The 24,059-nt window shown below is 56.0% G+C and carries 16 protein-coding genes, 1 tRNA gene and 1 pseudogene; 6 read left to right on the top strand and 12 right to left on the bottom strand.

Translation table 11 applies throughout. From position 1 onward, the window contains the following. Positions 1 to 26: 26 nt before the first annotated feature. The 4 genes from M3A44_05630 to ppa form a co-directional block, all read right to left on the bottom strand. Positions 27 to 761, bottom strand: coding sequence for a DUF484 family protein (locus M3A44_05630; GenBank protein MEQ6341134.1), 735 nt, complete (start codon positions 759 to 761; stop codon positions 27 to 29). A 2-nt stretch (positions 762 to 763) separates the two neighbouring features. Further along, complete coding sequence (dapF, locus tag M3A44_05625; GenBank protein MEQ6341133.1) at positions 764 to 1,594, bottom strand: diaminopimelate epimerase; 831 nt, start codon at positions 1,592 to 1,594, stop codon at positions 764 to 766. 65 nt (positions 1,595 to 1,659) lie between these two features. Next, a complete protein-coding gene (locus M3A44_05620) occupies positions 1,660 to 2,568 on the bottom strand; it encodes a cation diffusion facilitator family transporter (GenBank protein ID MEQ6341132.1) in 909 nt (302 codons plus the stop codon). Positions 2,569 to 2,631: 63 nt separating this feature from the next. Next, positions 2,632 to 3,168 (bottom strand): inorganic diphosphatase, encoded by a 537-nt coding sequence (gene ppa / locus M3A44_05615; GenBank protein ID MEQ6341131.1) that lies wholly within the window; start codon positions 3,166 to 3,168, stop codon positions 2,632 to 2,634. Between the two features lie 403 nt (positions 3,169 to 3,571). Between ppa and M3A44_05610 the strand changes: the two are divergent. Both M3A44_05610 and hemB read left to right on the top strand, forming a co-directional pair. Continuing rightward, positions 3,572 to 4,195: pseudogene (locus M3A44_05610) on the top strand (adenylate kinase). Positions 4,196 to 5,107: 912 nt separating this feature from the next. Continuing rightward, complete coding sequence (gene hemB / locus M3A44_05605) at positions 5,108 to 6,121, top strand: porphobilinogen synthase (GenBank protein ID MEQ6341130.1); 1,014 nt, start codon at positions 5,108 to 5,110, stop codon at positions 6,119 to 6,121. Between the two features lie 83 nt (positions 6,122 to 6,204). Here hemB and M3A44_05600 read toward each other — a convergent pair whose 3' ends face one another. Beyond that, positions 6,205 to 8,133: a bifunctional diguanylate cyclase/phosphodiesterase gene (locus tag M3A44_05600; protein MEQ6341129.1), complete on the bottom strand. Its 1,929-nt coding sequence runs from the start codon at positions 8,131 to 8,133 to the stop codon at positions 6,205 to 6,207. Between the two features lie 174 nt (positions 8,134 to 8,307). Then, a complete protein-coding gene (locus tag M3A44_05595; protein ID MEQ6341128.1) occupies positions 8,308 to 8,526 on the bottom strand; it encodes a hypothetical protein in 219 nt (72 codons plus the stop codon). A 210-nt stretch (positions 8,527 to 8,736) separates the two neighbouring features. On the opposite strand from M3A44_05595, the gene aroE reads away from it, so the two are divergent. Continuing rightward, positions 8,737 to 9,576, top strand: coding sequence for a shikimate dehydrogenase (gene aroE, locus M3A44_05590; GenBank protein MEQ6341127.1), 840 nt, complete (start codon positions 8,737 to 8,739; stop codon positions 9,574 to 9,576). Between the two features lie 47 nt (positions 9,577 to 9,623). Here the strand turns inward: aroE and M3A44_05585 are convergent, their stop codons facing one another. The 4 genes from M3A44_05585 to rplU form a co-directional block, all read right to left on the bottom strand. Beyond that, the gene (locus tag M3A44_05585) at positions 9,624 to 10,121 is read right to left on the bottom strand and encodes an Rrf2 family transcriptional regulator (GenBank protein MEQ6341126.1); all 498 of its coding nucleotides are present in this window, start codon (positions 10,119 to 10,121) and stop codon (positions 9,624 to 9,626) included. 142 nt (positions 10,122 to 10,263) lie between these two features. Continuing rightward, positions 10,264 to 11,331 (bottom strand): GTPase ObgE, encoded by a 1,068-nt coding sequence (obgE, locus tag M3A44_05580; protein MEQ6341125.1) that lies wholly within the window; start codon positions 11,329 to 11,331, stop codon positions 10,264 to 10,266. Positions 11,332 to 11,547: 216 nt separating this feature from the next. Further along, entirely contained in the window at positions 11,548 to 11,805 is a 258-nt protein-coding gene (gene rpmA / locus M3A44_05575; GenBank protein ID MEQ6341124.1) for a 50S ribosomal protein L27, read from the bottom strand. 40 nt (positions 11,806 to 11,845) lie between these two features. Beyond that, complete coding sequence (gene rplU, locus M3A44_05570) at positions 11,846 to 12,160, bottom strand: 50S ribosomal protein L21 (GenBank protein ID MEQ6341123.1); 315 nt, start codon at positions 12,158 to 12,160, stop codon at positions 11,846 to 11,848. Between the two features lie 244 nt (positions 12,161 to 12,404). On the opposite strand from rplU, the gene ispB reads away from it, so the two are divergent. From ispB to M3A44_05555, 3 genes are all read left to right on the top strand, one after another. Then, complete coding sequence (gene ispB, locus M3A44_05565; protein MEQ6341122.1) at positions 12,405 to 13,373, top strand: octaprenyl diphosphate synthase; 969 nt, start codon at positions 12,405 to 12,407, stop codon at positions 13,371 to 13,373. A gap of 9 nt (positions 13,374 to 13,382) precedes the next feature. Then, a tRNA-Pro gene (locus M3A44_05560) sits at positions 13,383 to 13,459 on the top strand. A 16-nt stretch (positions 13,460 to 13,475) separates the two neighbouring features. Next, complete coding sequence (locus tag M3A44_05555; GenBank protein ID MEQ6341121.1) at positions 13,476 to 13,709, top strand: hypothetical protein; 234 nt, start codon at positions 13,476 to 13,478, stop codon at positions 13,707 to 13,709. A 1-nt stretch (position 13,710) separates the two neighbouring features. On the opposite strand, the gene M3A44_05550 is transcribed toward M3A44_05555, so the two are convergent. Both M3A44_05550 and M3A44_05545 read right to left on the bottom strand, forming a co-directional pair. Beyond that, on the bottom strand, positions 13,711 to 20,004 hold the full coding sequence (locus tag M3A44_05550; protein ID MEQ6341120.1) for a hypothetical protein: 6,294 nt from the start codon (positions 20,002 to 20,004) through the stop codon (positions 13,711 to 13,713). 89 nt (positions 20,005 to 20,093) lie between these two features. After that, the gene (locus M3A44_05545) at positions 20,094 to 23,996 is read right to left on the bottom strand and encodes an OmpA family protein (protein MEQ6341119.1); all 3,903 of its coding nucleotides are present in this window, start codon (positions 23,994 to 23,996) and stop codon (positions 20,094 to 20,096) included. Positions 23,997 to 24,059: the final 63 nt, after the last annotated feature.

The following is a 24,059-nucleotide window of genomic DNA, read 5'->3' as shown; positions in this document are numbered from 1 at the left end:
GTCCGTGGGCTATTTAAAACCCGTTCCTATGATAGATAGGGACGGATGGCGCGGCTGATAAGCTCACCCATTTGAGACAGGAAGTGTGTGCCCATGCCGGAGTGAAAGCGCTCGGCATCGTAACTGCCGATGGCCATAATTCCCAGCGAGGGCGTTGCCCTGTCGGAGGAGGGGTTCGTCAGAGGTATCAGCGCTGCCGAAGCGATGTCCATGGCCTGGTCTCCGAACAGGTGGTTCAATTGTGCCGCATTCAGCGTGCCGCAGACAGGCTTGCCACTGTGCATTATGCCCTTGAAAGCGCTCCATGAAGCATCATCTTTGTCCGCAAACAAAATGTCCACGGAAAATCCATCTCGCTCGTCAGCCGTGGATTGCAGGGGGCGGGCGATGAGCCGGAGTGTGACTGCATCTGCCTGGAACTCATTGCGCAGACTGTCATGCAGGGCAATGAATATCTCTTCCGGATTCGTGCAATCTATCAAGGCCAGCGTCAACCGGTGCATGCGCTCACTGAGGCGATCATTGTCGCGGGCAATTTGCACCAAGTCCTGCAGTTGATGCTTGAGTTTCCGGTTGTGTTCACGCAACACCGCAACCTGACGTTCGATCAGTGACACCGCTGATCCGCTGGGATGTTGCAGAGCCAATTCCATTAACGTATCGGGATATTTGGCGAAAAAATCAGGGTGGGCGCGCAGATGTTCAGCGACAGCCGCATCCGGTATCGTTGCGCCCGGCAGTTCTTGCTTATTATGTGGCATGTTCATAATTCCATTTTTCCCTCAAACGCATATGTCGCCGGACCCGTCATCCACACCGGGGTTCCTTCTCCCTCCCAGCGTATCAGAAGTGTTCCGCCCGGCAAATCCACAGTTACTTTTTGATCCAGCCTGCCCAGCTTCCGGCCCACCGCCACCGCTGCGCAGGCGCCCGTGCCGCACGCCAGCGTTTCTCCGGTGCCGCGTTCGTAGACGCGCAGCCGGATGTGGTTGCTGGCGATGATCTGCATGAATCCCGCATTGACCCGGTTGGGGAAGCGTTCATGTTTCTCGATCAGCGGCCCCAGTTCGGCGACCGGTGCGGTGTCGACATTATCGACCAGCAAAACCGCATGCGGGTTGCCCATCGAGACCGCACCTATCGTCAACCGTTGTCCCGCCACTTCCAGCGCATACGTATCGGACGTTGCCTCGGCCACGAAGGGGATGTCTGCGGGAACAAAGCGCGGCACGCCCATGTTGACGGTTACCTGACCGTCAGCCTCGATGCGCGGGTGGATGATGCCGCCCGCTGTTTCCACGGCAATCTCGTGCTTTGAAGTCAGGTGATGGTCCAGCACAAAACGGGCAAAGCAACGCGCGCCATTACCGCACTGTTCGACTTCTCCGCCATCGGCGTTATAGATGCGGTAGCGGAAATCAGCGCTTGGGTTGCGCGCCGTTTCCACCAACAGCACCTGGTCGCAGCCTACACCAAAATGCCGGTCAGCGATCTGGCGGATCTGCTCCGGGGTCAGCACAATGGGCTGGGACGTGGCATCGATCACAACAAAGTCGTTGCCTAGCCCGTGCATTTTGGTGAAGTTGATTAGCATGTCGTGATCCAGGCTTTACCAGTAACAGGGCAGTTTATCACGGAAGATTGTGGAAGCGGCAGGGGTCATTTGGTTGGTTTCGGCAGCATCGGGCTGATAATTTGTGTTATCGGAGGCTCGGGTTGCAAGGTGATGTGCTCGATGTCGTAGCGGTCATGCAGCAATTCCTTTAGTGCGCCGAGAACCTCCTGCCAGCGCGCCATATCCTTGATGACGATGTGGGCGGAGAGCATGACCGTGCCGGAGGATAAAGTCCAGATGTGCAGGTCATGTACCGATGCCACCCCTGGCGCTCCTGCCATAGCCAGCCCGACTTCGGGCAGATCCAGCGAGGCAGGCACGCCTTCCATTAACACATGCAATGCTTCGCGCAGCAGGTTGAAACCGGAAAATAGGATCAATGCGCAGATCACCAGCGACAGGATCGGGTCAATGGCCGTCCAGCCGGTGAAATAGATCACCACGCCGGCGATCAACGCTGCCACTGAACCCAGCAGATCACCCAGCACATGCAGTAGCGCCGCGCGGGTGTTGAGTGTCTTCTCGCCGTGGCTGAGCATCCAGGCGACGATGATGTTCACCATCAATCCCAGTGCGGCGACCCCCATCACCACACCGCCAGCGACAGGGTGTGGCGCTTGCAGGCGCTGAATGGCGGCGACCACGATGGCGGCTACCACCGCCAGCATGAATATCGAGTTGACCAGTGCGGCGATCACCTCGGCGCGCCCCAGACCATACGAGTGTCGTGCCGACGGGGGACGCTTGGCGATCCATGCCGCAAAGGCCGCCAGTCCCAGTGAGGTGGCGTCCGATACCATGTGTCCCGCATCGCCCAGCAGGGCCAGCGAGCCCGACCACCACCCTGCAAGTGCCTCAACAACGGCGAATGCCAGGGTAAATGCCAGCGCACCTAGCAGATGATTGCTGGCGTGATGAGCGTGATGATGATCTGCGTGGTGATGCGCGCTCATTGGGAATGGTCTAATGCCGACCGTAGGGGCAGGTTTGAAGCCTGCCCCTCGTCGAGGAGAATGTTAAGCGGAGGCGTTGTTGTAACGAGCGACACTGGCCAGGATCTCAGCCTTGGCTTCGGTAGTACCTACCCAGCCATCAACCTTGACCCATTTGCCGGGTTCAAGATCCTTGTAATGCTCGAAGAAGTGGGAGATTTGCGCCAGCAGCAGGGAAGGCATGTCTTCCGGCGACTGGACTTTTGTGTATAGGGAGGAAAGCTTGTCAACAGGGACGGCGAGGATTTTGGCATCAACGCCCGATTCATCGGTCATTTTGAGCATGCCAATCGGACGGCAGCGGATCACCGAGCCGCTGATCAATGGCACTGGTGTGACAACCAGCACGTCAACCGGGTCGCCATCTTCCGATAAGGTGCTGGGGACGTAACCATAGTTGCAGGGATAAAACATGGCGGTGGCCATGAACCTGTCCACAAACAGCGCGCCGCTTTCTTTGTCGACCTCGTATTTCACCGGATCACTTTGCGCGGGGATTTCGATGATGACATTGATGTCGTTGGGGACGTCGCGTCCGGGAGTAACGTTGTGGAAGCTCATGGAAAATATCCTTCATGTTGAAATGATTTGTTGAAGCCGGAAACGCATTATAACGACATGACCATGTGGAATACCAACGCTTGCATTCCATTTTTTTGCGCGTTGCGCAGCCCGTAAGTTGATGGGTTGCGACATTTCTGGAACACGTTGCGTAAAAAAATCATGTAATGATATTTTATTATCATGAGGTTCATTGACTTAGGCATGTGACTCGGGGTAGTTTAGGCAACGTACACGATGTACGCTCAAAGCATGAAGCTTCGGGTGTGTTAAAGCAGTGAGGGTGAGCCCTTATTAGCCTCCAGTTGAATGGCGTTTGCCGACAACGGTGAGGGCTGAATGCTGATGATAAATCGAGTTGTCAATAACCAATAAACCCAGTGAAGGGAGTGTAAACGCCGCTATGAGAATTGTACTGTTAGGTGCGCCTGGCTCGGGTAAAGGCACGCAAGCCAAGCTGCTCGTCGAGAAATTCCACATTCCGCAAATCTCCACGGGCGATCTGCTGCGCGCCGCGGTGGCTGCGGGAACGCCACTGGGTCTTCAGGCCAAGGCGGTGATGGAATCCGGGCAACTGGTGTCTGATGACATTGTTCTGGGCATGATCGCGGAACGCTTATCCAAGCCGGATGCCCGCGAGGGATTTATCCTGGATGGTTTCCCGCGCAATATTCCCCAGGCAGAGGCATTGGACGCAATGCTGGGTAAACTCCAGCAATCTCTGGAGATTGCCCTGCTGATCGATCTCGATTTCGAGATTCTCTTGCAGCGTCTGACGGGTAGACGCACCTGCGAGTCATGCGGCCAGACATATAACGTCTATACCTCGCCCTCCAAGCTCGATGACCGTTGCGACAAATGCGGCGGCAACTTGCGTCATCGTGCCGATGACAACGAAGAAACCATTGGCAATCGGCTGCGGGTCTATGAGGCGCAGACCGCGCCCGTGGCAGCGTATTACCGCAACCAGGGCAAGCTGCGCACCGTGCAGGGCGTGGGTGAGATTTCCGATATTTTCGCGGCAATCCAAAAGGCTATCAGCGAGCCTGCACCGGCCCCAGTGGTAAAGCCTGCCCCAGCCGCTAAACCTGCCGCCGTGAAAAAACCGGTTGTTGCGCCAAAGGCGGAGCCTGTCGCCAAGGCAGTTGAGAAAGCCGCCAAAGTGGTTGAGAAAAAAGCCGAAGAGAAAGTGGCGCCCGCCGCGAAAAAAACTGTTGCCACCATCAAGAAAGAGGTAAAAGCCATCGTGAAAACTGTCGAAGACGTTGAGAAGAAAGTCGCCAAGGCGGCAACCAAGGCTGCAACCAAGGCCGTTGCCACTGCAAAGAAGGATGTCGCGATTGCCAAGAAGGCCGTGATAAAGGCTGAGAAGAAAGTAGTCACAGCCACCAAAAAAGCGATTGCCGGTGTCAAGAAAGAGGCGAAGGTAATTGCGAAGACGGTGAAGGGTGCCGAGAAGAAAGTAGTAAAGGCTACGAAAAAAGCTGTTGCCAGCGTCAAGAAGGCCGTAACGAAGAAGGCCGCCGTGAAAAAAACGCCCGCCAAGAAAGCCGCCCCGGCTAAAAAAGCGCCTGCCAAAAAGGCTCCGGTAAAGAAGGCGCCAGCCAAGAAAGCGCCGGTTAAAAAAGCGCCCGCCAAGAAAGCACCTGTGAAAAAGGCGCCCGCCAAGAAGGTGGTTCCAAAGAAAAAAGCCATAGTAAAAAAGGCCGCACCTAAGAAAGCTGTGGCTAAAAAGGTGGCACCCAAAAAAGGTGTGATGAAGAAAGCGGCCCCGAAGAAAACTGCACCCAAGAAGGCCGCGCCGACAAAAGCTGTCCCCAAGAAAAAGGGTGTAGCAAAGAAAGCCGCCAAGAAAAAATAGGCGTATTACTATGGTCTTCCTGGTAGGCCGCCTCCCCGGCGGCTTGCCAGGTGAGGCAAGCAGTTGAGGTGATTTTGAATGAGTAACACGAGCACCCGCGAGGGCGCTTTCCCGCGGCGGCGTATGCGCCGTATGCGGCGGGATGATTTTTCACGCCGCTTGATGCGTGAGACGGTACTCACGGCGGATGATTTGATTTACCCCGTATTCGTACTGGAAGGCAACAGTAAGCGGGAGGCGGTAGCCTCCATGCCTGGTGTTGAGCGGGTTAGTCTCGACGAACTACTGAAAGAGGCGGCGGACCTGGTGGCTCTGGGCGTGCCCGCAGTGGCGCTTTTTCCCGTCACGTCGCAAGACAAAAAAACCGAAGACGCACGCGAGGCTTATAATCCCGATGGGCTGGCGCAGCGCGCAGTGCGTGCGCTCAAACGGGAGTTTCCACAGTTGGGTGTTATCACCGATGTGGCGCTGGATCCCTTTACCACTCACGGTCAGGATGGGCTGATTGATGGCGCTGGCTACGTAATGAATGATGAGACGGTGGCGGTGCTGGTAAAGCAGGCACTCTCTCACGCTGAAGCGGGGGCCGATATCGTGGCGCCATCGGATATGATGGACGGGCGTATCGGGGCGATCCGCGATGCGCTGGAGGCTGCCGGTTATATCCATACCCGCATTCTTGCCTATTCCGCGAAGTACGCCTCCAGTTTTTACGGCCCGTTCCGCGATGCCGTGGGGTCTGCAGCCAATCTCGGCGGCGGTAATAAATATACTTATCAGATGGACCCGGGCAACACGGATGAAGCGCTGCACGAAGTCGCGCTCGATTTGGAGGAGGGCGCCGACATGGTGATGGTCAAGCCAGGCATGCCTTATCTGGATATCGTTTATCGTGTCAAACAGGAGTTCGGTGTGCCCACCTTTGTCTATCAGGTGAGCGGTGAATATGCCATGCTCATGGCGGCAAGCCAGAACGGCTGGCTGAACGAGCGCGCCGTTGTGCTGGAGTCCCTGCTGTCCATCAAGCGTGCGGGGGCCGACGGCATCCTCACCTATTTCGCCAAGCGTGCGGCGGGGTGGCTGAAAGATTGAGGCTTCCCTCTCCCTAGCCTAGCCCCTCGCTTCCCTCTCCCCGCAAGCGGAGAGGGGAATATTAATGCCTGATGGAAGTGGTATTACAGCCCACTGAACAGTGGCCTGTCCTCATTCCCCGCGATCGTGATTACCTTTTTGTTGGTGGCCAAAAGGTGCCGAACTTCAAGCGTCGGTAACGGTCGGCTGATGTGATAGCCTTGCGCCATATCGCAGCCAAAGGCGGCCAGTATCTCCAGGTGTCCCTGTGTCTCGACGCCTTCCGCCACTACTTTAAGGCCGAGGTTGTGCGCCAAATCAATGGTGGCGCGCACGATGGCGGCGTCGTTGTCATCGGTAAGCATGTCGATCACAAAGGATTTGTCGATCTTCACCTCTGACACCGGCAGTTTCTTCAGCCGGGCAAGTGAGGAATAGCCTGTGCCAAAATCGTCGATGGAAATCCGCACACCCATGGTGTCGAGGCATGCAAACAGTTCCTGTACCTGTGGCGTATCGGCCATAATCGCGCCTTCGGTGACCTCCAGGATCAGCATGCAGGCGGACATGTCGCAGTTGCGCAGGATCTCCGCAACCTTTTCCGCAAATTTTGCGTCTAGCAGGCTCAAAGGTGAGAGGTTTACCGCAACGCTTATTGGTGTGCCGCCGCTGGACCAGTGCGCACACTGGTGAGCGCTTGCTTCGATGACGCGCAATGTCAGCGTGTTGATGACTCCTGCCCGTTCCGCTAGCGGAATGAATTCCTCGGGCAGGATAATCCCCAGCCGTGGATGCCGCCAGCGTGCCAAGGCTTCAACACCGCAAACCTCTCCGGTATGGAGGTCGGCCTTGGGCTGGTAATACACCTCAATCTCATCGCGTTCGATGCCCTGGCGCAATTCCGCCGTCAGGGTGAACCGATCCATGCTGTGCCGGTCCAGGTCGGGTTCATATACGGTCAGGCCGCCGCCCGCATGTTTGGCGGCATACATCGCCACATCGGCGCGGCTCAACAGGCTGGCGGCATCTTCGCCATGGCCGGGAAATAGCGCAATGCCGATGCTGGCACCAATCGGTAGAGCCCTGCTCTCCACCACGAAAGGTTCCTGTAGCGTTCTGAGTATCTTCTCCGCAATCAGAATCGCACCATCCACATCAACCTTGGGCAACACCACTGCGAACTCATCCCCCCCCAGTCGCGCGACGGTGTCGGATTCCCGCACCGCTTCACGCAGGCGTGCGGCGGTCTGTTGCAATATCACATCACCCGCCTGGTGCCCCAAGGTGTCATTTACTTCCTTGAAACGGTCCAGATCCATAAGGAACAGTGCGAATGGTACGTGTTCGCGCTGACTGGCGAGAATGGATTGCTTTAACCGGTCATGCAGCAATGCGCGGTTGGGCAGGCCGGTCAAGGTATCATGCAGTGCCTGGTGTTCGAGCGCGTTGGCCTGTGTCACCAGTTCCTTGCGCATCAGGTTGAGGATTCTGCCTCCGGAAATCGCCAGGAACAGGGTAAGCGAAATGTATCCAATCGCCAGATAGAAACCACGGTGGTAGGTGTTGTCGATCTGCTCCTGGGTTGGCGTTTCATCGTAACCCAGCCGGAGTACACCGCGCAGTATGCCAGCGTCATCGTTGACAGGGACAGAGACGTGATAGACCGTATCCCCATGTTCGCTAAAGAAAAAATCTTCCTGGAAAGTCGCATGCACATCTGGTCTGTGAACGCTGGCGATGGTCTGCCCCGATGTATCAACGATCGCCCAAAAAACCACGCTGCCGCTCAGCGCCACCTCTTCGAAAAGCGTCTGCAGCCGGGTGGGGCGCAGATCCCGTCCGGCCAGTACTGCGAGCATGTGGGATTCGGAGCGCGCCTGGTTGATAAACAGTGATTCATAGCCCTGCTTCACGATATACAGCACGCCGACAAACAGCAAAGGTACCAGGATGGCGTGAATGGCCACCACGACCATCATCAGACGGCCGATCAATCCGTTGGAAAGGCGCGCTATTCCTGTCGGCTTTGCCATAGCTCTTGTACTATCTTCAGGCCCAGCCGGGGACGAGCGTCTTGCGCCCACATATAACTGACTGCGCCGGGCCGGCTGCGCAGAGCGCTGATTAACTGCCAGTGATCAGAATACTCTTGTGGGCGCGGATCGCCTAAATGGCTGATCCGCGCAAATAGCTGGCGCTCGTAATTTTCAGATGAACATGAATATGACCTTCTGCAGGAACACCTCATGCAGCAAAGGATTGGTCAGGTTGAGTAATGGCTCAATGCGCTGCCCATCCTTGATTATGACCACGCCCAGAAACAGTTTTCGCACTTCGGCAGAGGTGAGAGGAGGGATGTAGGCGTTGGCGCCAGCAACCAGCACCATATGCCGTGCCTGGTCCGCAGAGGCATGGTTAATAATCATGAACAGCAGCCCTAGGCAACAGAGGCTGATCAATTTCCGCCACGCTCTTAGGGCCATGTTGCAATCCACTGCGTCGACACCTGAAATTGAATTGTAACTTTTCCTTGAAGGTATTAACTAAGCAACATTCGTACCCAAACATATGCTACGGTATCATTTTTCTTGCTTATCACACAAACGCAACGCAAGGTGCCATTCAAGGATTGTTGGATGATACACGTAAAAACCGATCACTACGCCGTGATGGGTAACCCCATCGCTCATAGCAAGTCACCGCAGATTCATACCCTGTTCGCGCGTCAGACCGGTCAGAATTTAGTGTACACCGCCATGCTGGTGGAGCAGGGCCGTTTCGCTGAAGCCGTATCCGCTTTTGTGGAAGGCGGCGGCAAGGGGCTTAATATCACTGTGCCCTTCAAACGGGAGGCGTGGGAGCTGGCCGATGAGCGTAGTGCGCGCGCGGAACGGGCGGGGGCCGTGAATACTCTGCTATTTCGAGCGGACGGTACGAGTTACGGCGACAATACCGATGGTGTTGGCCTGGTGCGTGACCTGCGTATCAACCATGGTGTAGAGATTGCCGACCGGCGCGTATTGCTGCTTGGGGCTGGCGGCGCGGTGCGTGGTGTGCTCGCCCCGTTGCTGGAAGAGCATCCCGCTCAACTGGTCATCGCCAATCGCACCGCGGACAAGGCAATCGCATTAGCCAAAGAATTGACGGATTTCGGGCCGGTTTACGGATGTGGCTATCAAGATATTGACGCACAACGGTTTGATCTCATCATTAACGGCACGGCAGCCAGCCTGAAGGGGGAGGTGCCGCCGCTGCCCGCCACCGCGCTGAGAGAAGGTTGCTGCTGCTATGACATGATGTACGGTGCAGAGCCGACGCCCTTCATGCTTTGGGCAATGCAACACGGTGCGCGAAAGGCGCTGGATGGCCTGGGGATGCTGGTGGAGCAGGCTGCTGAAGCGTTTTTTCTGTGGCGAGGGGTGCGCCCGCAGACTGTGCCGGTGATTGAGGGGTTGCGAAAAAAAATCCAAAGATGATGTTTTGCGTGGCGTAGGGGTCGCGGGACGCACCCTACCATAAGCAATCAATTTTTCTGGGTGCTCTTTGCCCGTTTTATTTCGATGGTTTGATGCGCCCTGGAGAGAGAGGGGATGAACTGAAGCGGCGCGCTAATGACATCTTGCTTTTTAAGAAGATCTGCCAGGGTATATTGGTCCAGAACGGAGAAGAAACTGGTCATGGCGTTATTTAGCACGCCAATCAGGCTGCACGTTTTGACGACCGGGCAATGGCTGGCTTGGGTGTTGTAGCACTCGACAACGTGGAAATTCGGTTCAGTATGCCGGATGACGTCGCCGACATTGATCTCTTCAGGGGCGCGCGCCAAGTACATTCCTCCGCCCTTGCCACGCATGGTATGGATGTAATCGCAGTTGGCGAGGTTATGCACTACCTTAACCAGGTGGTTGCGCGAGATTTTGAAATAATCCGCGATCTCGCTGATGGTCGCCTTCTCGTCTTTGTGTATGCCGAGATAAAGCAGTACCCGAAGCGAGTAATCGGTATATAAGGTTAGTTGCATGATTGCTAATGTAGCTGATATTTACCCGGTTATCCCCATATGCTAACAATACGCCCATTTTGTTTGGCGATTCAACCTAAAAACGGCCCAAATCGCCCCCTATGTTCAGTGAGCTATCGCAGTGCTTTCTGGGTTCCGGTTGTCAGCTAGAGGGGGAGGTGTCAGTGGCTGATGGGGTTAAAGGTGACTCACTGGCCTCCTGCTTCTGCTCCAGATGCTCCATGAGTCGGTATGCCAGTTCTTTTGTCCCTTCGCCCTTGATGGCGGAGATACGGAACACCGGTCCGGTCCAGTCTAGTCCTTGAATGATTTTCTGGCAGCGCTCTTCACGCTCTTCCGGGGGCAGAAGGTCGACCTTGTTCAGCACCAGCCAGCGCTCGCGCGTGGCGAGTTCAGAGCTGAATTTTTGCAGCTCGCCTTCCAGTTTGCGCACATCCTCCACGGGGTCGGAGGTGTCGCCGAAGGGGGCGACATCCACCAGATGCAGCAGCAGGGACGTGCGCGACAGGTGTTTGAGAAACTGAATGCCTAGCCCCGCACCTTCCGCCGCTCCTTCGATCAGCCCTGGGATGTCAGCCACCACAAAACTGCGGTGTGGCTCAACGCTGACAACGCCAAGATTGGGGTGGAGCGTGGTAAACGGATAATCCGCCACCTTGGGGCGCGCCGCCGATATGGCGCGGATCAAGGTCGATTTGCCGGCGTTGGGCATACCCAGCAGGCCCACATCGGCAAGCAGTTTCAGCTCCAGGCGCAAGTTGCGCTCGTCACCCGGTGTGCCTGGGGTGAATTGCCGCGGAGTGCGGTTAGTGCTGCTCTTGAAGCGGGCGTTGCCCAAGCCGTGCCAGCCGCCCTTCGCCACCAGCAAAGTTTGCCCGTCCACTGTGAGATCGCCCATCACCTCGTCGGTGTCGGCGTCAATCACTACCGTGCCCAGGGGTACCGGGACATATAAATCATCGCCACCTTTGCCTCTACAGTCGCTGCCCATGCCCCTTTGGCCGGATTCGGCGCGAAATTGGCGAGTGAAACGGAAATCCGCCAAGGTGTTCAGCCCGGAATTTACGATCAGGTAGACGCTGCCGCCATCACCACCGTCGCCGCCATCCGGGCCACCGAAAGGGATAAATTTCTCGCGGCGGAAGCCGACGCAGCCGCTGCCGCCATCACCGCCCAAAACCTGGATAGTTGCTTCATCGATAAATTTCATATTCTGGTATCTCTGGGTGTTATCTGGTTCGTTTGCCTAGGCTGAAAGGGATGTTTCCCGGGGTTTCGCCCTTGAATGCGGTGGATGGGCGCGTAGTGGCAGGTGTTTCAGGGATTTTGCTTATAGTGGTGGCAAATCGCGAGGATATCAATCTGCGCAACAAAAAACCCCGTGCTAGGACGGGGCTTTTTGCGGGACGCAGTACTAAACCGCTCTTTAATCAGGGATGACGCTTACAACCCTGCGGCTGTGAGGTCCCTTGGTTGCGAATACCACGGTGCCCGCAGCTTTGGCAAACAGGGTATGATCGCGGCCGCAGCCAACATTTACGCCGGGGTTAAAGTGCGTGCCGCGTTGCCTGACAATGATGTTGCCGGCCAGTACGCGCTCGCTGCCAAAGCATTTGACGCCAAGACGTTTTGATTCTGAATCACGGCCGTTGCGAGTAGAGCCGCCTGCTTTTTTATGTGCCATTTGTGTATGACCTCAGTAACGTGTTGATAACTTTAGGGGCTTAACCAGCGCTGATGCCGGTGATCTGCAATTCCGTGTAATTCTGGCGGTGCCCGGTTATGTTTCGGTAATGCTTGCGGCGACGCATCTTGACGATTTTGATTTTCTCGCCGCGCCCGTGCGATTTGACGGTGGCTGTTACTTTGCCGCCAGCAACATAAGGGGCGCCGATTTTGATATCGTCACCATTGGCGACCATCAACACCTGATCAAAGTCGAGCGAGGCGCCTTCTTCAACCGCCAGTGTCTCAACCTTCAGCACGTCGCCTTCGGTAACCCGGTACTGCTTTCCGCCGCTCATAATCACCGCGTACATAAATTCTTTATCTCCCCAAATTCTTGTGCGTAACCAAGCCCCGGCGCAAACGGTTTTTCGCCTTCAGGCTTTGGTAAAACGTCAATTCTAACGTCCGACGGGAAAAAGGTCAAACGATAATCTTGAAACAAACTTGGATTTCAGTATGAACTAGCCCTTGTAAGGCGTCGTTTATAACTTCTACAATGGCAGCATGCCAGAACTCGCCAAAAACAGTATCCATTATCGTTATAACAAGGCAATGATGAGCCTCGAAACCGTAAGCGCTCTGATTGAGGATGACCTGCGCGCCGTTGACGCATTGATCCGCAAACGGCTGCACTCTGATGTTGTACTTATTAATCAGCTTGGGCATTACATCATCAACAGCGGTGGCAAGCGCCTGCGCCCGAAACTGGTGTTATTGAGCGCGCGCGCCTTTGATTACGGCGGGGCGCATCATGTCGATCTTGCCGCAGTCATTGAATTCATCCACACCGCCACGCTGCTGCATGACGACGTGGTGGACGGTTCGGAGCTGCGCAGGGGCAGGGATACTGCCAATGCCATCTGGGGTAACGAAGCCAGCGTGCTGGTGGGCGATTTCCTGTATTCCCGGTCTTTCGAGATGATGGTGGACGTGCGCAGCATGCGGGTCATGGAGATTCTGGCCCACGTCACCAATACCATTGCCGAAGGCGAGGTGATGCAATTGCTCAACTGCCACGATGCCGATACTACTGAAGAGCGTTATCTCAACGTGATCCATTGCAAAACGGCCAAGCTGTTCGAGGCTTCCGCACGGCTTGGCGCAGTGATCAGCGGGCGCCCGGAGGAGGAGGAGTGCGCCATGGCCGCCTATGGGATGCATCTGGGCACGGCTTTTCAGCTCATCGATGACGTGCTGGATTACAGTGCTTCATCGCAAGAAATGGGCAAAAATGTCGGCGATGACCTCGCCGAAGGCAAGCCCACCCTGCCGCTGATCCATGCCATGCGCACCGGCACGCCGGAGGAGGCGGCTATCATTCGCCATGCTATCGAAAACGGCGGGCGGGAAAATATCGTTGCGGTCACGCAGGCCATTGAATCTACCGGCGCTATCGCGTACACTGCGCGCTCTGCGCAAGCGGAGGCCCGCAAGGCCACCGAGGCGCTCTCGGTGATTCCCGATTCTCCTTACCGGGATGCGTTGTACGCCTTGGCAGAATTTTCTGTGAACCGCAGTCATTAACGTTGACGACGGGGTGTAGCTCAGCCTGGTAGAGCACTAGCTTCGGGAGCTAGGGGCCGGAGGTTCGAATCCTCTCACCCCGACCACTAACGTCGGAACCGTATGAACCTTCTCCGCGTCATCCTACTGGCGGTGGCGATTTGGCTGATTTTTCGCATAGTCAAACGCTATCTCAACCGTCCTTCCAAAACGTCATCCCGCATTCCACCTGAACCTGGCGATATGGTGCGCTGCGAGCAATGTGGCCTGCATATCCCCAAAATCGAAGCGGTGCGCGATAACGATCATTACTTCTGCAGTAAGCAGCACCTTGAGCAAAGCAAAGTAGATCGCTGACCTACTGCACGGTCACCCGAAATTTAACTGTGGCCGACTGCCCTGCCGCCAGAGTGATGCCGGATACCGTAACCGTATTCGCCCCTGTCACGTTGAAATCGCCCGCATCGGCATCCGCTACATTGGTAAGGTTCTGTGCTGCACCCCCGTTGATGTTGGGGGCGGTGACCTGAACGCCTTGTCCAGCGGCGTAGGTGTTGGGGTTGAATGCGAGACTGCCCGCCGTAATGTTGGCATTTAGGCTGTCGGTTACCACAATATTCGTTGCCGTCGATGCGCCCGCGCCATTTGCGATAGTGATAGTGTATTCAACGATGGCCCCTGGAATCGCCTTTGGATTGGTAGTGTTGTTCAGTGGGTCGCTGATGACGGTCATGCTCTTCACGACAGTGGGGATGGCAAACCAGGCGATGTTGTTGCCCATATCGGTGGAATTGCTGGGGCCGATTGGTTTTTGACTGGCCGCCGAGCCCGAGGCATCTGAATCCGCGACGCTGACGTACGAAATAGCCTTGGTGGCACTGGCGTTGGCTATAAAATTCCAGCGTGTGCCGGGGGTGGATGAGCGCAGCGACAGGAGCTGACCACTGGCCCCTTGCAGGCTGATGGTGCCGCCAAAGGTCTGGGTGCTTCCGGCGGCGAAGGTGAGTGTCTGGGCCGCTGCCACCGACTTGGTGAAATTGTTGAAGGTGGTGTTGCCGGTGATGGATTGCGCGGTGCCGTTGAACGTGACAGTGTTGGCGCCGGGGGTGTATGTACCGCTGTTGCTCCAGTTACCCGAGACGTTGACGTTTTGCCCGCTGCTGTTGAGCGTACCCGCAGTGATGGTAAGGTTGCTGGCGGTCAAGGCGGTGGTGTGTGTCCACGAACCCGCAGCGTTATTGAAGGTGAGATTGGAATAGGTGTTGCCCGCAGCCAGCGAGGCATAGGTGCCGCCGCCGTTATATATCACGGTGCTGCCAGCATTGAAGGTCTTGGTGGTGGCGGTGACAGTCTCGCCGCCTTGCAGTTGCAGCGTGCCGGAAGCACCGACCGTCAAGGTGCTGGTCACCGTCAGGTTATAACTGGCAATGTCCAGCGTACCCGCTGTAATGGTGAGTGCCTGACTGGCGGCGTTGAGGTTAAGGGCCGAGGCCAGCGTGACCGTACCGGCGGTTTTGTTTACCGTGTAGTTGCCATCCGGTTCGTTACCACCACTGTTGGTAAAGGTCTGATTGCCTGCGCCGGTGAAACCGATCGTGGCGTTGCCGCCACGCGCAGTGGCGGCAACGCTTATATTTCCTTGGGCCTCCCAGGCGCCTTGCAATCCGCCGTCAGTGTGGGTGAAATTATTGGCGGCGATAATGGCGCCGCCGCTGGTCGTCAAATTTTGAATATTCCCGCAGCTGGCTGGGGTGATCGCTTTGGCATCGATGTTATAGAGGGTCAACGGCGCCACCACGCTAACGGTATAAGTTTGCGTTGCACAAGCATTGCTGGTGGCGGGGCTGAATTGCACGGTGCCGTTGTTGTGATTGAATGTGCCGCCGGACACGGTGAAAATGGTCTCGCTGGCCGACGCGACGCGTCCCACGGTAAAGGTACCGCTGGGGGCGGTAAACGTACCGCTGGTTAAGGTAAATAATGCGGTTTTCAGGGCGGTGGTTCCACCGGCGGGGGCGACGGTGCCGCTGGTGTTGATCACCAGGTTTGCGGTAGTGCCCCCAGCGGTGTAGGCATAGGTCTGGGCACCGTTGCCATTCATGGTCAGCGTTCCCGCCCCGCCTCCGGCCTTACTGGCCACGGTCAGGTTACCCCATACCTCCCAGGCGCCTTGCAATCCACCGTCAGTGTGGGTGAAATTATTGGCGGCGATAATGGCGCCGCCGCTGGTCGTCAAATTTTGAATATTCCCGCAGCTGGCTGGGGTGATCGCTTTGGCATCGATGTTATAGAGGGTCAACGGCGCCACCACGCTAACGGTATAAGTTTGCGTTGCACAAGCATTGCTGGTGGCGGGGCTGAATTGCACGGTGCCGTTGTTGTGATTGAATGTGCCGCCGGACACGGTGAAAATGGTCTCGCTAGACGACGCGACGCGTCCCACGGTAAAGGTGCCGCTGGTGCTGGTGAAGGTTCCTCCAGCAAGCGTGAAGATGCCATTGACGGTAATGCTGCCGCTGCCGCCATTGAAAGTACCGACGCTGGTCATGTTCGGTGTGGTGATGTTGCCGCCCGGCGCATAGCTATGGGTGGCGGGGATATACAGCACCGTACCCGTGCCGCTGACCGTGAGCGCGCCGCCCGTTACCGAGTAGTAGATGTCCGTATCAACATATGCCCCCTTCGCAGTGCCCATATTGGCATTACTGAGGCTACCTGCGTTGTCGTGGCGGGTGATGACGTAACTGGCATAGATGTTGAGGCCTGAGAGCGTCGCTCCGTTGGAAACCGTGACCGTGGTGCCTTTATAAGTGGCATCGCCGTCGATATAGACCAGCAAAGCATCACCGGCGACGAGCGCTGCCGGCGTGATCGAATACACGCCGCTGGCATCAGTGGTGGTGCTGCCGGCGTCGACGCCATTTTTGATCAGTCTGACCGTCTTGCCGGCACCGATGTTGGTCACACCTTCATCGATGTAAACTGTGCCGTTGATGGCGCTCCCAAACCAGGAGATGTTATTGCCGCCATCGCTGGAGCTTGCGGGCGACACGGGTTTGTTGGCCACGGCCGAGCCTGATGCATCGGAGTCCCTTACATCCACAAATGAGATGGATTTTGTTCCAGCGAATCTGATGTTCCAGCGCGTTCCATTCACAGAGGAGCGCAGGCTCAATAATTGCCCGGAAGCGCCATTGATCGTCGCCAGACCGTTGATGGTGGTTGTGCTGCCCGCGACGAAGGTAAGGGTTGCGGCGCTTGAAACGCTCTTGGTGAAATTGTTGAAGGTGGTGTTGCCGGTGATGGTTTGATTAGTCCCATTCAAAGTCACCGTGCCGCTATTGGCGGTAAATGTCCCGCTGTTGCTCCAGTTGCCCGCTACGTTCAGGGCGTAGTTGCTGGCGGTGGTGGTAAAGGAGGTGTTGGCGCCGATCGTGAGGTTTCCTGTAACCGTGGTGGCGTTGCCTAATGAATATGTGGCGGCGCCGCCAGGGGCCAACTCCAAGCTGTTGAAGGTCGCATTCGGCGCCACCGTTACCCCTGCCAAATACCCCGTATACCTGACTGTGGATATTCCCGCCGTGAATGTACCCGCGTTCCACAAAGGCGTTCCGCCTATGGTGATTTCAAGTGTGTACCCTCCCGATCCAAGATTGGCGGTGTTACCCGCATTGATGCTCATCGACCACACTTTCATGGAGCTGGCCAGATTCAATGTCGAACTGCTGCCACCGACGGTGATGCTTCCAAGCTGCTGAGGTCCGGTGCTGGAGCTGTCCGTGAATGTAGAGGTTCCATTGAATATCCAAGCAGTACCCGTACGCCCTGTGACATTAATACTTCCGGCGGTTGAAATAGTGACATTTCCCGCCGTGTTGACGGCGGGGTTGTTGGTGCCGATGTCGAGTGTGCCATCGGTCACGGTCAATGCGCCGCTGGTGGTTAGGGTGCCGGAAATGATCGCTTTGTCACTGCCAGCCGCGCCGGTGTTATTGAGCGTCAGATTAAAGAACGAGGCCCCGCCGCTGGTGATAGTCTGGTTGGTGGTGCCGTTGAGATTAACGGTCGACGTACCCGGCGTGACCGTAGCGCTGGTGCGCGTCCAATTGCCCGAGACATTCAAGGTTGCGTTGCCCATGGCCAGTGTGCCGGTGGAGAGCGTGACATCATCATTCACGGTGACGGTGCCAGCCAGGTTGACAGTGCCACCCGCCAGATTGATGCCGACGCCAGTATTGGGGCCGATGATATTGGATTGCGCCTCCGAGGCATTGCCGAGATTCACGGTCCCGGCGGAGGTATAGAGGCCATCGCCCCCATTGGGGAGTGACGCACTACTCGTGTTGGTACCGATATAATTGCCCTGCACCGAGTTTGAACCAGAAGAAATATTACTGATTCCCCCACCCGTATTGCCCGAGATAACGTTACCCGCACCGGCCACTGTGCCGCCGATGGTGTTGCCGGTGGCGGTGGCTGTTATCTGGATACCGTCGGAAGCATTGGCGAGCGTACCGCCAGCAGTGGCATTCACCCCGATGTAATTGCCTTGAACAGTATTGCTGTTACCGACGATGCGGATACCGGGGCCACCATTGCCCGCGATGACATTACGCGCCGCCGCCGTGGTGCCGCCAATGGTATTGCCATTGGAATTCACGTAGATGCCGTAACCGGTATTCGCCAGCGCGGCAGTGCCCGCGTAATTAGTGCCTATGTAATTGCCGGTAACCGTTCCTGTGCCAGTCCAGAGCGAAATCCCCGCCCCCGACCATTGGTTAATGATGAATCCTTTGATGGTGACATTACTCGCCGGTGAACTGACACCGAAGCCATCAAGCCCGACGCCGCCGACTGTGGCGCCGTTGATTTCGATCTCAGGGCCGAGGCTGTTGGTGTTGCCCTGATTGGCGGTTTGGGTCGTGCCGTCGATAATGGTATTGGAGGCGATGATGCCGGGTAGCCAGGTGAGCGGCGTGATCCGCCACCACGAATCGGCACCTGCTGACTGATTGCCCGGGCCGGGTATGTTGAAGCTGATAGTGGTGCCGGGGTTGAGATTTGCAGTGTTTATACATTCGCGCAATGAATTGGTGCCGGTGTCGGCTGTAGTGGTAACTACATTCCCTGGGCAGAGAGAGGGCGTTACCGGCGAACCGGTGGGCACCACGCCGGTGGCGGAGTAGTTGCCATTGCTGTCCTTGGCAAAGATCTTGTAGTTGTAGGCCGTGCCGTTGGTCAATCCCGTGTCGGAGCATGAAGTGCCAGGACTGGCGACCACACAGGCCACGGTTGCAGTGCCGATGGTGTTGCCGACCGTGTAGGTAGCGCCTTCCACTGGCACGTCAGCCACCGCCGAGGTGGCGCGGCGTAGCACGATGATGCTGTTCAGGTCGGCATCGGCGGGATTGGTCCAGCTCAAAGCTACCTGCGCATTTCCCGCCGTTGCTGTGGATGCAGTGACATTGCCTGGTGAGAGGTTGTCGATGGTCACGGTGGTGCCTGCCGTGTCGGAGCCGGCCTGAATATAGGAACTGCTCCAGGCACTGATGCGCGCCGTCACCGCATAGCTGGAACCGGCGGGCGCGGGCATATTGGCGTGGGTCTTGGGTGTTACGCGGATGCGGTATTCAGTGAGCGTGGTGGTGGCGGTCAGGGTGTTGGTCGAGAGTGTGATCGCCGGGGTGTTGCTGGCAGGGTTGGTCACAGAGCCATAGACAGTGGTGCCGGCGCTGTTGGTGATTTCCACCAGGCTCAATCCGCCTGAGGTGCCGGCGGCCAGGGTCACCGTAGCGGCGGTGATGATGTCGGTGCCGCTGCTGGTCTGGAACGAGAAGGCTCCTGCGTTGGTGGCCGCGCCGCCGGGGGCGAGGCTGCTGTTACCCGGGTCGGTACCGTTACCGAGGGTGGTGGTGACAGCCGCCGCCTTATAGGTGGCCACCACGGCTATCCAACCAGTGCTTGTTTCCAATGTCCCATCGGCGGCATAGGTGCCCGTCGAGGAAACGATTTTATATTCCGGATTGATAGTGCGATTGCCAGTGGCGGATGACCCTGTTGTCCCGTCCCGAGTAAGGGCGGTGTAGCTTGCGCCTTTGGTGTAGGCCTCAGTCACGGGACCTCTCACCCCAACTGCGCCAAAGACAAGCTCGTCGGCCTGCGTCGTGGTTGCGGTCAGCGCGGATAGTGCGTTTAGAGAACTTCCAAAACCGCCCGCCGTTTTATCAAGCGGGTTTGTCGCAGCCAAGCCGGAAAATTCGTCGACGCTTAATGCCCTGGCTGGCTGGCTGGCATGCGTCACGGTGATAATATCGCCGGTAGTAAGCGATGTTGTGAGTCTTGATGAGCAAATAGCCGTTCGAGTCGCCGCTGTTGCTTGATTGAAGAAATCAACATCCGTGGTGTAGGTATTTCCCTTCGTATCGGTACAGGCCGGAACAACCGCATCCTCGCCAGCGGAGAAGCCCACGACGATAGCAATAATGATGTTATTGCCCGCGCTGGCGCCGCTTGCGCCGACAGTGAAAGTGGTTGTGGTGGATGATGCCCCCTTGGCATTGACAGTACCCACCGTTTTAACATATGTGATCGCGGCCTGTACGGTGCCGGAAGCGGACAGTAATAGGACACAGAGAAGGACGAGCTGAATCATTCGCCCCGCCAGTGACCGAGTTAAGGTGAAACGTTGTGAGAAGGACATGATCACGATAGATGCGTCTGGTTCATTTTAAATATAAATCCCTAATTATTTCCCCACCGCACCACGTCACGAATCGATTGTTGATCAAATTTCATACGCATCTGAACAAACGGTCCGGCGCTGGTGTAACGGTTCTTCGAGAAATCCTGGTCGATAAACCCTGCAAAATTGTAGCCAGCCGAAAGCCACATGTTTTCCATCAGGTTGTGGCCGATGGATGCGCCGTAGGATGAGTCATACTGGTTGGCGTTCCATGAATGTAGAACGCTGGCGCGGACGCCGACATCCCAGCTTTTGTTCAAGTCGTAACGCCCTTCCAGGCCAGTTAAATCGGTATAGCCGCTGTAATCTCGTTCATCAATTTTTTCGCGCACATGTTTTGCGCCATACTGAATCGAGATCTGAAATTTGTGGGCGATTATATAATTGGCATTCATGTTATTAATAATGCGTATGCTGCCAAGCCCTTGCGGTGATCCTGTTTTGATTTCCCGGATGAAGTCTAGTCTGTCGAGAATGATCCATTTGCTATGCATAGGGCGCCAGGCGGCTCCAAGGCGCAGATTGCTGCTCAGGGTGTGCAATCCTGCCACGCTCCTGGTGTCGAGTACCTGTAACCCGGCCAGCAGACCCAGATCGCTGCCAAGTTCAGTTTGCAAAGACGAGAGCATGTTCCAGCGGTTATCGGTTGCGGAATCACGGTATTCAAGCCGCATATTCCATAACCACTTCTCCGGTTGCCAACTTGTGCCAACCGAGGCGGCGGTAAAGTCGCCGCTGGCTGCGGTGCCGCTGGAAAAGGGCACGTTGGTATTGAGCGGTGCGACATCCTGTCCGCTCAAGGTTTTACCGCGTTCCAGCCCGGCGTCGGCGCTCCACTCGGGATTGATTTTCCAGCGCTGACGCAATCCCATATTGGCCAGTGTCCGCGCCGTATTGTCCATCTGCGATTGGGTTACGGACGTAAAAACATCACTCCCTGTCCATGGCGTGGTTTTCAAGCCAACACGGGTATTTTGCGTGTCGCGCAACGCACCATTAGCCCATTCCTGTTCCGCGAACAGCGAGGTATCGGCGGATATCTTGTAGTCCACGCCGAGGCGGGTGCGTGCCGGGAAGTCGGTGCTGGCGGCAGCGCCGATGGGCTGTTCCCGATCCGCGCGAACACTGAGGGTGTCTTTTATCACTTTTTGTGTGATGCCTGCGGTGATTAGCTCAGAGTTTTTCTTTTCGCCCGTGCCCAAGGTGTCCGTTACGGAACGTAAACCGGCGCGCAGACTGGTGTCTCCGAGGGTAACGTTACCTTGCGATTCGACAAAATCACGCATCGTGCCAGTGGCCAGATTGCTTTGGCGATAAATATTGCCGCGCAAGCTGGTGTTGTCAAAGAGGCGGTAGATACCTTCCACCCCCATCTTGCGTGTGCCATTCTCCGAGTTGTTGATCTGTCCCAGGCCAAATCCGGAGTCGACTTGACGCAGATAGGCCTTGCCGTCGATATTTTTTGAGCGGTGTTCTATCTGTGCCAGATAGGCGTCTTCTGCCGAGGCTTTAGTTGAGTGGGCATATTCCAGTCTGGCGCCTGTTTCTGGAGTGAACTGGTATTTCATATCAACGCCGCTCAGACTCGCATCGGTGCCCGTATTGGCATTGGCCTTGCCTTCATTGATATGCGTTACTCCCAGCGTAAGATCGGGGTTGATCTTTGCTTCTGCCCGCCCTCCATATACCTGGGCCTGTGTGCTCCCGTCATTCGATTCAAAATCGACGACGATAAATACATGATTGAGATTCTCGTCGGTACTGAATACCGGCTCCCTGAAAAACAGCGTGCCGTTGTCATAATTGATGGTGTAGTGACTGTTGCGGGATAATGCCCTGGAAGAAAGTATGACTTCGCTGCGAAAGCGGTCGCGGGTTTCTATCCTGATTTTTTCGGAATTAATGACTATATTTCTGCTTGATAAACGGTACAGTCCGGATGTCCCTTCGCCGCGAATCTCATCTTTTTTGAAAACCTGACCAGACTGGCTTGCAAACATTGTCACCTTATATTTTTCATCGTTATACTCGGATTTTAACCCGGTGATGCTGCGGCTATAACGTGATAGTTCAATCGAGGTCAGGTTGGTGTTGAAATCGCCGAACAAGGCATAAAATTCATCGCGCTCGATTTTGAGGTAAATCTTTTTCTTACTCGCGGCATCGAAGCGCTGCGTGCTGTTGTCGCCATACAGCGTATAGTATGTGCCGGGGTTAATGGTTCCGAACAGGTTGGGTTGGGAACCTTGCGCCTGTTTGCTACTGTCATATGCCATGGTCATTAGCCATTTGCTATCAATTCGCCCTTTGGCATACAGGGCGACACGGCCGTCCTGATAGAGATGTTCCTCGGCGGCATTGCCGCGCAGCGGCTGGGTATTGCCACTTAATACGTTAAATCCCGCTGTTCCCTCCGCGAAGCCCACCAGGATCCAGTCGCGCTTTTTTGGAATCAGCCGTGCATTTATTTCACCAGCACCTTGATAAAATGGCAGGCGTAACCTGACTTCGCCCACTTCGGTTGTGGGGTCGAGATTGATCAATGCAACGCCATCTTTACCGACTTTGTAATAATTTCGCTCTTCCGGTGCGCCAGGCATGACGGATGTTTTATATCCAGATTTAACTGCCGCACGGTAAGGCGGGTTGATCATGAATTCACCGCTGATGCCCTCGCGCGCCGGGTGGCCGTCACGGTCCAGAAGGCGCACTGCAATGACCGGTGTGGTCAGGCCATCGGCGAGCAAGGAAGATTTGTCTTTGATTAACTCGGCACGCACCGGCGGGCTGGAGTAATGGATGCTCCGCGTTATACGTGCGATTTCTTCGCCGAGGGCGTTGACTGCGACAAACTCGAAGCGGTTGTCTCCCTCTGTCAAGGGGATGCCGCGCCAGTAACTGATCGCTGTTGTTCCGGCAGTGCTTTTTATCGTCCGGTCGAAGTTAAGGTTGCTTACTGCGATGCCGTCTTTCAGCAAGGTTACTTTGTCGTCGGGCGCATGTTTTAGGGTGATGTTGAGGCTGGGGATGGACGGCAAATCACCAACATCCGGCGCCAGCCATTCCACTCCTGGCGGCGCAGTTTCAAGCCAGGAAGCGTCATAGCTGGGTTTTACAGTACTCTCGCTGGGTGGACTGGTTTGGGGTTGCTGCCATGTTTCTCCAGGAAGCAATCCTTCTGTCTTGATGGCTTGTGCCTCCCCGGCGATTTCTGATGGTTGAAATACGGTATTGCGTATCACCTTGTCGGCTGTGACGCGAATCTCCACGCGCCGGTTCAAGGCGCGCCCCCGACCCGTTTTATTGCTCGCTACCGGCTCATCCTTCCCCTTGCCGATGGTGGTGATCTGTTCGGGAGTAAGATGCAGAATTTTCATCAAATAACGTGCCACGCTGGTGGCGCGGCCTATCGACAAGGCGTGGTTGTCTGAAAATCTGTCGCGGCTGCGTTGGAGAACCTGTGAATTGTCGGTATGCCCGGTTACGGTGACACGGATGTTTTCCAGTGATTTTATTTGTTCTACCAGCGCGTTTAACAGGCCCTTGTCTGTTTCGTGCAACGAGACATCAAGTGGAGAAAATGTCGGTTGCAAAGTGAACTCATTGGCACTGCGCGATGTTTCCGATACTTTTTTTAGAATAGTGTTTTCCGCTATGGGTGTGCGCTGATTGTTTTTGGTTGGCGTATCGAAAATAAGCATAGCCTTGCTGGTCAGCGTGTCGGCGTTGCCAGTGCTGGTGCCAAGCACGGCCTTGAAGGCTATCGTTGCCTGCCAGTCCACTGGAATGTTATCCAGGGCATAGGTCAGCGCGCCATTGATTATTTCCGGGTCAGGCAAGGAGCGGTTATCCAGTGAGCTGCTTCCATCCACATAAGTCGCACCCTCCGGCAGCATAATCATCAAACGTGCATTGCGCAGCGGTACCGCATTGTTTTTAAACTCTAATTGTAACTACTCACTCCC

This window comes from Gammaproteobacteria bacterium (genome assembly GCA_040183005.1).
In the GTDB taxonomy this organism is placed as follows: domain Bacteria; phylum Pseudomonadota; class Gammaproteobacteria.
The sequence above is the reverse complement of the archived record's forward strand: the minus strand, read 5'-3'. Positions and strand labels throughout refer to the sequence as shown.